The organism is Rahnella aceris, from assembly GCF_011684115.1.
Taxonomy (GTDB): domain Bacteria; phylum Pseudomonadota; class Gammaproteobacteria; order Enterobacterales; family Enterobacteriaceae; genus Rahnella; species Rahnella aceris.
This window is the reverse complement of sequence record NZ_JAADJV010000001.1, coordinates 1588079-1599120: the sequence shown is the minus strand read 5'-3', so window position 1 is coordinate 1599120 and position 11042 is coordinate 1588079. Positions and strand designations below refer to the sequence as shown.

The 11042-nt window shown below is 50.9% G+C and carries 7 protein-coding genes; 5 read left to right on the top strand and 2 right to left on the bottom strand.

From position 1 onward, the window contains the following. Positions 1-497: 497 nt before the first annotated feature. On the bottom strand, positions 498-2582 hold the full coding sequence (locus tag GW591_RS07125) for a putative bifunctional diguanylate cyclase/phosphodiesterase (protein ID WP_013575708.1): 2085 nt from the start codon (positions 2580-2582) through the stop codon (positions 498-500). Positions 2583-3006: 424 nt separating this feature from the next. Further along, positions 3007-4035 carry a LacI family DNA-binding transcriptional regulator gene (locus GW591_RS07120; RefSeq protein ID WP_166860413.1) on the bottom strand — a complete coding sequence of 343 codons (1029 nt, stop codon included), beginning with the start codon at positions 4033-4035 and terminating at the stop codon, positions 3007-3009. 289 nt (positions 4036-4324) lie between these two features. Here GW591_RS07120 and ascF point away from each other — a divergent pair, with 289 nt between their 5' ends. The 5 genes from ascF (at position 4325) to GW591_RS07095 (ending at position 11037) form a co-directional block, all read left to right on the top strand. Beyond that, on the top strand, positions 4325-5797 hold the full coding sequence (gene ascF / locus GW591_RS07115; RefSeq protein WP_013575706.1) for a PTS cellobiose/arbutin/salicin transporter subunit IIBC: 1473 nt from the start codon (positions 4325-4327) through the stop codon (positions 5795-5797). A gap of 20 nt (positions 5798-5817) precedes the next feature. After that, a complete protein-coding gene (locus GW591_RS07110; protein WP_126124188.1) occupies positions 5818-7248 on the top strand; it encodes a 6-phospho-beta-glucosidase in 1431 nt (476 codons plus the stop codon). A 370-nt stretch (positions 7249-7618) separates the two neighbouring features. Then, positions 7619-8707, top strand: coding sequence for a glycoside hydrolase 5 family protein (locus tag GW591_RS07105; protein ID WP_112198693.1), 1089 nt, complete (start codon positions 7619-7621; stop codon positions 8705-8707). A 296-nt stretch (positions 8708-9003) separates the two neighbouring features. Beyond that, the gene (locus tag GW591_RS07100) at positions 9004-9918 is read left to right on the top strand and encodes a helix-turn-helix transcriptional regulator (RefSeq protein WP_112198694.1); all 915 of its coding nucleotides are present in this window, start codon (positions 9004-9006) and stop codon (positions 9916-9918) included. A gap of 24 nt (positions 9919-9942) precedes the next feature. Next, positions 9943-11037, top strand: coding sequence for a hypothetical protein (locus GW591_RS07095; protein ID WP_013575702.1), 1095 nt, complete (start codon positions 9943-9945; stop codon positions 11035-11037). Positions 11038-11042 lie beyond the last annotated feature (5 nt).

Below are 11042 nucleotides of genomic sequence, written 5' to 3'. Positions count from 1 at the left end.
TTTTTTATAAGATATTGATATTCATCTTATATGCACAAGTGTAGTGCGTTAAATTAATGTTAACGGATCGTAATGGTGCGTGATTTTGCGGGATGAGAAGCCGATCAAATAAATGGTATAAGTTGGCTAATGGTTCGCTATTTCGTTGCTTTACCAAAGAAGGAAAGGGTCGGGCGGGGTATTAAGGAATAATTCGCAAGCCGGAGCGGACACGGGCAGTGGTTTCGTCTGCAAGTTTGTGAGTAATGGTGAAGTTTTCGCAGGGGAGCCAGAGAATTCAGTTCAGCCCCCTCCCCTGCGAAGGGGAGGGTTGGGGTGGGGTATTAATGCAAAATCAGATAGTTAAAGTGTACTTTGACCGGGTGTTAACCCTTAAAACCCCCTCTCAGCCTCCCCCTTCGCAGGGGGAGGAGCTAAAACAATCGTCAGAAATAACAGGCTTATATACCGCTGTTCCCCCGATCATCCCCGGCACAAACCGTGTTTAATACCTATCATCAGAGAGGTGCGAACCCGGTTAGTCGTGACTCTGAGGGTTGAGGGCGCCCAAAGAAATACCCCTGGAACAACGTACAACCTTCTTCTTTCAGACGCCGGAACTGCTCGTCGGTTTCCACACCTTCTGCCGTGGTCTGAATGTCCAGACTGCGGCTCATGCCGGTGATGGCACGGATAATTGCCAGCGCTTCGCGGCTGTCGTGCATGTCGTTAATGAATGACCGGTCTATTTTGATTTTGTCGAACGGGAAAGAGCGCAGATAACTCAGCGACGAATACCCGGTGCCGAAATCGTCCAGCGCAATCCGCACACCCAGCGATTTCAGTTTCCGCAATGTGCTGATATTGCCAAGCGTGTTATCGAGCAATACCGATTCCGTGATTTCCACTTCCAGACGTGACGGATCCAGCCCTGAGGCTTCCAGCGCTGATTCCACCACCGACAGCAGCCCGCTGTTTTTGAACTGAATCGGTGAAAGGTTAACGGCAACCGTCTGACTGCCTTTCCAGCTTGCGGCTTCGCGGCAGGCTTCGTGCAACGCAAATGAGCCAAGACTGTGGATCAGCCCCGTTTCTTCGGCAATCGGAATGAAATCGACCGGCATGATCAGCCCGTTTTCCGGATGATGCCAGCGCATGAGCGCCTCGTAACCCATTACGGCATCGTGACGGGCATCGGTGATCGGCTGGTAGTAAAGACGCAACTGATTACAGGTAATGGCGTCGCGTAAGTCCATTTCGACCACCCGGCGTTTGCGCGCGGCGGCATCCATCTCAAGGCGGAAATCTTCATAACGGTTGCGGCCGTTACGTTTGGCTTCATACAGCGCCATGTCCGCACAACGCAGCAATTGATCGGGGGTGTTTTCCGTCGAACCGGCGAGCGCAATACCGATGCTCAGGCCGACGGATAACGAATGGCCATCGATAATGACTGGCGGACGTACTGATTCAATCAGGCGTTTGGAAATCTGGTGCGCGGCAGAAATGTCTTTCAGCCCCGGCAGCACCACGGCAAATTCGTCACCGCCGATGCGTGCCAGCGTGTCGTCATCGCGCAGCGTCATGCGCAGACGTTTGGCTATCGCGCGCAGCAGTTCGTCACCAACCTGGTGGCCGAGCGCGTCATTGACGTTCTTGAAGTTATCGAGATCCAGACACAGCGTGGCGGTGTGGCTGTGAGTATAGCTGTCGCGCTGCAAGGCTTCACTGAGACGCTGGCTGAACAGAATGCGGTTCGGCAGACTGGTGAGATTGTCGTGATGCGCCATGTGGTGAATACGGGCGTGGGCGGCCTGTTGGTCCGTCACGTCATCAGCAATCATCATCACGTAGCTGGTCTGAGGATCGTGCCCGCGGATCACCGAACTGGTGGTCTGTAACGTCCGGTCGCCAATAGCCGTCAGTAATTGCTGCTCGCTGCGGTGCAGGCCTTCTGCGCGCAAACATTCATCCGATTGCTTATTAATAAAGGTGCTCAGTCCGATGCCCATACAATCCTGCGGGCGCTTACCGAGCATTTTGTCGCGGGGAATCCCCAGCAGACGCTCTGCCTGGCGGTTGACCAGCAGAATTTCGCGCGAGACGGCATTCTCGACAATCACCGAGGACGGGATATTGGCGATCACGGTATTGAGGAAATGTGACAGGGACGAGAGCTGCTCGCTGTTGGATTCGGCCAGTTCTTTGGCCTGCAACAGGGCCTTTTCCGTTTCACGACGCTCCGTGACATCACGGGTGATTTTGGCAAATCCGATGATTTCTCCGGCTTCGCGTAAGGCTTCAATAATAATGTGCGCCCAGAAGCGCGAGCCGTCTTTGCGCTGTCGCCAGCCTTCGGATTCGTAACGGCCAGTGGAACGCGCCGTTTCCAGCCCGCGTTGCGGCCAGCCGTTTTGTCTGTCTTCTTCGGTGTAAAAACAGGAAAAGTGCTTACCGACAACTTCTTCAGGCGTATAACCTTTCGCCCGCTGCGCACCGGCATTCCAGTTCGCAATATGGCCATCGGGAGTCAGCATATAAATCGCATAATCTTCTACGCGCTGAACCAGCAATCGATAAAGTACATCAGAATCTTCACTCATATTTTTTGCCTGATAGCTGGCCGTCTCTGCACGGGGTCCGTCCAAATCAGAGTCCGGCTAAATAGTGCGCCTGTTCCCGACGCATTTTTGCTGTGATGTGCCCGTGAAACGTTAGCATAAGAAAATTCTTACTTCGCCAAATTTTGCTTCTAACGTGCTTAAATTTAAGCGTATTTAGCAAAAAGATCGGCCTTAAGTGAAATCTGTTATTTGGGTTTTAACTAACGGGAGTGTTATCGGCAGGTAAGTTCGGGGCTTTAATAAAAAGGCACATAATGTTCATGCGTTACAAGCAGTTAATCAGCATGTAAAAAAGCCGCAACAATGTGCGGCTGAGTCTTTGGCGCTTAAAGATGCTCAGGATTGAAACAACAATCAGGATAAAGCTGAATCCGCTGTGTTTAACGGATAATTTAAACCGCGTTTAGGGAAAGCTGATGGAGGCGCAGGGCCCGTTAATCACCGAATCCCGCAAAATAAGTTCGGACACAAACTTATTCTGTTGGGATAAATAACCGCCATCGAGCATGGAAATAATCTGACTGATGACTTCACTGACCATATCGCTGACCGGATCCTTTACACTCGACAGCGCCGGAATAAGAAACGGCGCGGTCGGGATATTATCAAACCCGATCACCGAAACCTGTGCGGGTACGGCAATACCGGTTTCGTTCAGTTTTTTCATCGCGCCGATCGCCATTTCATCGTTACTGGCGAGAATTGCGCTGAAAGTCTGACCGGTCATCAGCAGGGTTTCCACGGCGGCAGCACCGCTGGCTGGCGACCATTTTCCCTGCGCAATCAGCGATTCCCTGACCGGCAATCCGGCTGCGGCGAGCGCCTCTTTATAACCCGAAAGACGTTCTATCGCCGTCGGGGAATCCAGGGAACCGGTGATAAACGCAATATTATGGTGACCGTGTTCAATCAGGGTCTGCGTGGCATTAAAACCGGAACCTTTGTGGTCGCAGTAAATACAATGGCTCTGGTGTTTGCGCAATTTACGGTTAACCACCATCACCGGTTTTTTATATTTATCGATGATCTCATCCATTTCATCAACGGATAAAAAGCGCGGATAAATAATAATGCCGTCGCAGCGTAAATCATGCAGAAACTGAATGGCTTCCCGTTCTTCTTCGGCGCTGTGTTTGCCATCGACCAGGATCAACTGACGGCCATTGGCGTCGAGTTTTTTTGCCGCCTGAGAAATTAACTCACTGAAATAATTGCCGTTGTACAGCGTGTTGGTCACCACCAGGCCAATGCACATCGACTTGCTGGTCGCCAGATTGCGCGCCAGTAAATTTGGCCGGTATCCCGCTTCCTCAATGGCTTTAAATACCTGATCTTTGGTTTCCTGGCTCACATAACCTTTACCGGAAAGTACACGGGAAACGGTGGCTTTGGAGACGCCCGCTTTATTAGCCACTTCCTGCATTGTCGACATCAGGGCTTCCTGAAAGTGAAAAATGATGCGTCATTCTACACATTTCAGCCGTTTTACGATGTTTTTGGCATAACAGAACGGCAGTGAGAGATCGTCATCACAAAAATAAAACAACGTTGCATTTTTTTATTGAAGTTACAGATGGAACTGAACATTCTCGTATGAAACCGGTTACCTATCGTTTCACAGCCTTTCATAAAAAAGCATAACGTTCATAAAAAGTGGTTTCACAGGAGCCAGGGCTTCTGAAAAACATTCATAACCCTATGAATCTGAGAGAGTTGTACACATGTCTAAAAATTTTGCAGCAATATCACAATCGATTGTGGATGCCATCGGCGGCGCACAGAACGTTGCGGCAGTGACACACTGCATGACGCGCCTGCGCTTTGTGCTGAATGACGAATCTGTTGTTGATGCCGCCACACTGAAAGCCATTACCGGCGTGATGGGCGTGGTGCGCAACGAAAAACAGTGCCAGGTGATCATCGGTAATAACGTTTCTCAGGCGTACGCTGAAGTGCTGAAACTGCTGCCGGAAGGCTTCTCAGCCAGTGACGACAGCGCTGCACCGGCGAAAAATAAAATCACCCTGAAACGTATCGGCTCCGGCATTCTTGATGCGCTGATCGGCACCATGTCGCCGCTGATCCCGGCCATTATCGGTGGTTCAATGGTGAAACTGCTGGCGATGATCCTGGATATGACCGGCGTGTTCGACAAGGGCGCTTCCACGCTGGTGATCCTCAATACCATCGGCGACGGTGCGTTCTTCTTCCTGCCGGTGATGGTGGCGGCGTCGGCAGCGGTGAAATTTAAAACCAATATGTCGCTGGCGATTGCGATTGCCGGGATCCTTGTCCATCCGGCGTTTATCGATTTAATGGCGAAAGCGGCACAGGGGCAGAAAGTCGAATTTATCGGCATTTCCGTCACGGCGGTGAAATACACCTACACCGTTATTCCGGCGCTGTGCATGACCTGGCTGCTGTCTTACATTGAAAAATGGGTCGATCGCATTACACCGGTTGTCACTAAAAACTTCCTCAAACCGATGCTGATTATGCTGATTGCCGCACCGATCGCCATCATGCTGATTGGTCCGCTGGGCATCTGGATCGGTACCGGGATTTCAGCGGTGGTGTACACCGTTCACAGTTATCTGGGCTGGCTTTCTGTCGCCATTATGGGTGCGGCCTGGCCGCTGCTGGTGATGACCGGCATGCACCGCGTATTCACGCCAACCATTATTCAGACCATCGCAGAAACCGGCAAAGAGGGCATGGTGATGCCGTCCGAAATTGGCGCGAACCTGTCACTGGGCGGTTCTTCACTGGCGGTCGCGTGGCGTACCAAAAACCCGGAACTGCGTCAGACTGCGCTGGCCGCAGCGGCTTCAGCGATTGTCGCCGGGATTTCCGAACCCGCCTTGTACGGCGTGGCGCTGCGGCTGAAACGTCCGCTGATCGCCTGCTTAATCAGCGGCTTTATTTGCGGTGGCGTGGCGGGATTAGGCGGACTCGCCAGCCATTCGATGGCGTCGCCGGGGCTGTTTACCAGCGTGCAGTTCTTCGACCCGTCGAATCCGATGAGTATTGTCTGGGTGGTGGGCGTGATGGTCCTCGCGGTGGTGATCTCCTTCTTCACTACCTTGCTGCTCGGATTTGAAGATATTCCGGTGGAAACCGTGGCGCCAAAAAATACAGCGCCGGAATCAACGGCTTCCGCCTCCTTTGCGGTTTCGCAAAGCGCAGTTAAATAAATTAAAGGAGAGGATTTTACATGTCAGCATCAGCATTTCCTGAAGGTTTTTTATGGGGCGGCGCGATTGCCGCAAACCAGGCCGAAGGCGGCAGTTTCGAAGGAGGCAAAGGGCTGACCACGGTAGATATGATCCCGCATGGCGCGCACCGTCTGGCGGTAAAAACCGGTCAGGAAAAACGTTTCTCCCTGAAAGACGACGAGTTTTATCCGGCGCATCAGGCGATTGATTTCTACCATCGGTACAAAGAAGACATCGCGCTGATGGCGGAAATGGGCTTTACCGTGTTCCGCACCTCGATTGCCTGGAGCCGTCTTTATCCCAATGGTGATGAGCAGGTGCCGAACGCAGAAGGTATCGCGTTTTACCGTGACGTATTTGCGGAATGCAAAAAGTACGGCATCGAACCGCTGGTGACGCTGTGCCATTTTGATGTGCCGATGCATCTGGTCATCGAATACGGCTCGTGGCGTAACCGCAAAATGGTGGAGTTTTTCGCCCGCTATGCGCGTACCTGTTTTGAAGCGTTCGACGGGCTGGTGAAATACTGGCTGACCTTCAACGAAATTAACATCCTGCTGCACAGCCCGTTCTCCGGTGCCGGTTTAGTCTTTGAAGAGGGCGAAAATCAGGAGCAGGTGAAATATCAGGCGGCGCACCATGAGCTGGTGGCCAGTGCTTTAGCGACAAAAATTGCCCATGAAGTGAACCCGGAGAATCAGGTCGGTTGTATGCTGGCTGGCGGAAATTTCTATCCGCAAACCTGTAAACCGGCTGATGTCTGGGCGGCCCTGCAAAAAGACCGCGAGAACCTGTTCTTCATCGATGTGCAGGCGCGTGGCGAATATCCGTCATATACCCGCCGCGTCTTTGCCGAAAAGGGCGTTAACGTCGTGACTGAGCCGGGCGATGACGGCATCCTGAAAAACACCGTCGATTTTGTCTCGTTCAGTTACTACGCGTCGCGTTGTGCGTCAGCAGACATGAACGACAACAACAGCAGCGCGGCGAATATTGTTAAATCGCTGAAAAATCCGTACATCGAGGCCAGCGAATGGGGCTGGGGCATCGATCCGCTCGGTCTGCGCATCACCATGAACATGATGTACGACCGCTATCAGAAGCCGTTATTCCTGGTCGAAAACGGCCTCGGCGCGAAAGATGAAATCAACGCGCAGGGCGAAATCAATGACGATTACCGCATCAGCTATCTGCGTGAGCACATCCGCGCGATGGGTGAAGCGATCACCGATGGCGTTCCGCTGATCGGCTACACCTCATGGGGGTGTATCGATCTTGTCTCCGCCTCGACCGGTGAAATGAGCAAGCGCTACGGCTTCGTTTATGTCGACCGCGACGATGCCGGTAATGGCACGCTGGAAAGAAAGAGAAAGAAATCGTTCTGGTGGTACAAGAAAGTGATTGCCAGTAACGGGGGGGATCTGGGCTAATGCCGTAACGGGGAATATCCGCAGACCGGGTATTCCCCGTTACCGGAAGGTATTAATTAATCATTTCATTTACTGAAGTTATTTTCGTCATTATTTATTATAGTTTTAACGTTATTATTTCCTGTAACAAACATGCAATATAATTATCCCATTGCATCCACTCTGCTATTCTTTTTCTCCTTCTCCATTAATTCTATTTTAATTTCACCCTCTGTCACGCGGGGAAATTTGCCTGTTGGCTCAGCAAATTAGGTAAAAAGAGTGTGATCTTAATTGCAGAACCTGAGCATGCAAATTGCAGCTATTGTTCGCAGGTAATAAAAAGCAGCGAATAATATGAGTTAATGCATTTTAACATCAGGAGTGATGAATGAAAAAGCAATGGAGCAGGGAACAGGCGGCTGCGTGGAGTGAGCAACAGGGCTGGATTTGCGGATTTAATTATCTGCCGCGCACGGCGGTTAACTGGACCGAACTGTGGCAGCGTGAAACTTTTGATGCGCCGGTGATTGATCAGGAACTCGGCTGGGCACAGGAAGCGGGTTATAACCAGTTGCGTATCAATCTGCCGTTTATCGTCTGGCAGGCCGATCGCGACGGTTTGCTGGCGCGCATCGATCAGTTTCTCAGTATTGCCCGTCGTCATGACATCAGGGTCATGCTCACGCTGATGGACGATTGCGGATTCTCCGGCGACGAGCCGTTCCTCGGGCCGCAAAAAGCACCGGAACCGGGCAAACATAACAGTCAGGCGGCTGCCAGTCCGGGGCGGGATGTGGTCTGCAACCGCGATATGTGGCCGGAGGTGGAGATTTATGTGCGCGACATCATCCGTCATTTCCGCACCGACGACCGTATTGCCATCTGGGATTTGTACAACGAACCGGGTAACCGTGGCACGTTCGCCACCGGACTGGAAGAAACGATGTATGACGAAAAACTGGAAGGATTTGCGCTGGAACTGATGCATAAGGCGTTTGTCTGGGCGCGCGGGGAAGATCCCGTCCAGCCGCTGACCGTCGGTGCCTGGCATTGTTCACAGGATCCGGACCAGCCGGAAAGCGAGTTTTTCACCCATCCCATCGATGTGGCGGCGGCTGAACTTTCTGACGTCATCAGTTTCCACGCGTATGTCGCCACGCCGAAACTTTTACAGACACTGCGTTTCTGGCAGAAATTCAACCGCCCGATGTTATGTACCGAATGGCTGGCGCGCCATGTCGGCAGCGTTTTTGAGGAGCAACTGCCGCTGTTCAGCGCGTTCAATGCGGGCTGTTATCAGTGGGGATTAGTGCGCGGTAAAACCCAGACCACGCTGCCGTGGCCCTCGGTGCGCAAGGGCAATCACGATTATGCCCATTTATGGTTTCACGATGTGCTCGACGAATACGGCATTCCGTTCCGTCGCGCCGAAATGGATCTGGTCCGCCGTTTAACGCGCATTAAAAGTACAGGTTGATTATTCAGGTTTTGACATGCTGAATTATTATGCTGCTGAAACAGCATTATGTTTCCATGTTACAGGCCGAAATTTGAAAGAAAAGGCGTCCGTTGGCATCCGGGAAACTGCGTGCTGACGGACTTTTTTTTACTTCATTAAGTTGTTCATATTTTTTTGTGATGAATACCCCTAAAAATTTAAGTTTTGTCAAAAACGGGCGATAAAAGAGAAGTACCGAATGGGTGACTGACAAACCCTGTCAGTGAGTTATGGATAATCACCACATCACCTCACTGTAGCTTTAGGATTAAACGATGGCGCGTCGCGTAAAGTGCCGCTCGGCGGAGCGGCTGGTTGATATATTAACGGAGCTACACCTGAATGGCGTTGTTAAACGCAATTCGCTTATGGAGAAATTCTCAATCACTGAACGGACGGTCTATCGTGATTTGAATGCACTGTCGACGGTCATTGAGCACTGTGGCGAAGGTGAATACCGGCTTTCATCCGCTCTGCAATCGACACAAACGGAAAATTTGCATCATTCGCTGGCAAAATTTTTGCAGGCTGACAGTTACTTCCCCGAACGTGGAAGTGATTTTTGGCAGTATCTCGATGCCCGATTGAACGAAAAACATATCAGCATTCGGAATGCCAGCCCTGAACATACGTTAAAGGCCGATCTTCGTCGTCATTTCCCGGCCATCGAGAAAGCCATCAGACAGCGGAATCTCTGTAAACTGACCTATAAAGGTAAAGACCGGGAACTCCACCCGTACCGGCTTATCAATCAGCACAATATCTGGTATTTACAGGCGACAGATAAAGGGAAGCTGAAATCTTTTTCACTGAGTCAGATCGAGTGGCTGGATATTAAAAAAGAAACCTTTATTCCCGATATTACGGTAATGGCTTTACTGGAAAGCAGTCAGGATCCCTGGATTAGCCGGGAAGGCTTTGACGTGAAACTTCATGTGAAAGGACGCCATGCTCATTATTTCAAAAGACGTGACTTACTGCCTGAACAGAAAATGCTTCAGGATGACGGAAATGGTGTTGTCGTGAGTTGCCGGGCTGCGCATGAAAATCAAATATTACCGCTGATACTTTTCTGGTTGCCTGAGATAGAAATTCTTGAACCTTTCTGGCTCAGGGATGCGCTTTTCCGTTTATTAAAAGGCTACCTGTCCTCAGCTGAAAAATCCTTACTGCCCGCAGAGGCAAAATAATTTAAATAACAATGGAGATGTATTATGGCAATTCCTCTAATCATTTTAGGTGCCGCAGCAATTGCAACTGCCGTCGGCGGTAAAAAAGCGTACAAAGGCTATCAGGACAAATCTGAAGCCAATGAGATCCTTGAGGGGGCTAAAAATCGCTATGACAGTCGCAAGAAAGCCTTCGATATCGTCAATGATGACGCTTCCCGCAAACTTGAACGCCTGGGTAAAAAAGAATTAAGAATTGGCGAGGAATTCCGCGAGTTTGACACCATAGCTAAAGAACTTTTGGCAAAAATGGAGCAAGACGGCCATACCCAGTTGCGTCTGGAAATACCACAGCATCGTTTAAACAAGATTGAGAAGCTGGCTATTTCGGCGACCGAATATCTCGGAACTGTTGTGGGGGCCGGAACATCAGGTGCAGCGGCCGGATTCGCTGTTTACAGTGGTGTCGTGGCGTTTGCGGCGGCCTCCACCGGCACACCTATCGCAGCACTCTCAGGTGCAGCAGCCTATAATGCCACGATGGCTGCCATTGGCGGAGGCTCGCTGGCGGCAGGCGGTTGGGGTATGGCCGGTGGGGCGATGGTATTGGGCGGCGCGGTGGTTGCACCCATCCTGATGATCGCCGGCTGGGCTTATGCGGCACATGCGGAGAAAGCACTGGAAAATGCACAGGATGTCGCCCGTCAGGTGAGATCTGCCGTAGATAAAATGAATCTGGCCGAGTCGCATCTTAAAGTGGTGAATAAATATGTTGATTCTATTTATACTTCCTTGTCTCAGCTTCACACCCTTTTTGCGACCTATTTCACCCCGCTGAAAGAAATGCATCAGAAAATTCTCGAGCGTCGTAATAACAATATTCAGGATGCTATTGAAGACTCTGAAGAATGTCTGCGTATGATTGAGAATGGTTACATGCTGGCGGCTATTATGACCGATGTCATTACCACGCCGTTATTTAAACCAGTGACCAATGAAAAAAATGAAGCTGTTATTGAGAACGGTGTCGTGCAATTGCAGACCGATACGGATGGGATCAACGTGCTGAATAAACACGCACTGGATAAGGCGTTGGCTAAATCCGAAGTGGATAGCGCGAAATATACCTTAAAAGCTTAAAACTG

Excerpts from the sequence above, each read along its gene's own strand:
- GW591_RS07110 (WP_126124188.1), top strand. The coding sequence starts at position 5,818 with ATGTCAGCATCAGCATTTCCTGAAGGTTTTTTATGGGGCGGCGCGATT.
- GW591_RS07100 (WP_112198694.1), top strand. The coding sequence starts at position 9,004 with ATGGCGCGTCGCGTAAAGTGCCGCTCGGCGGAGCGGCTGGTTGATATA.
- GW591_RS07125 (WP_013575708.1), bottom strand. The coding sequence starts at position 2,582 with ATGAGTGAAGATTCTGATGTACTTTATCGATTGCTGGTTCAGCGCGTA.
- ascF (WP_013575706.1), top strand. The coding sequence starts at position 4,325 with ATGTCTAAAAATTTTGCAGCAATATCACAATCGATTGTGGATGCCATC.
- GW591_RS07105 (WP_112198693.1), top strand. The coding sequence starts at position 7,619 with ATGAAAAAGCAATGGAGCAGGGAACAGGCGGCTGCGTGGAGTGAGCAA.
- GW591_RS07120 (WP_166860413.1), bottom strand. The coding sequence starts at position 4,035 with ATGTCGACAATGCAGGAAGTGGCTAATAAAGCGGGCGTCTCCAAAGCC.
- GW591_RS07095 (WP_013575702.1), top strand. The coding sequence starts at position 9,943 with ATGGCAATTCCTCTAATCATTTTAGGTGCCGCAGCAATTGCAACTGCC.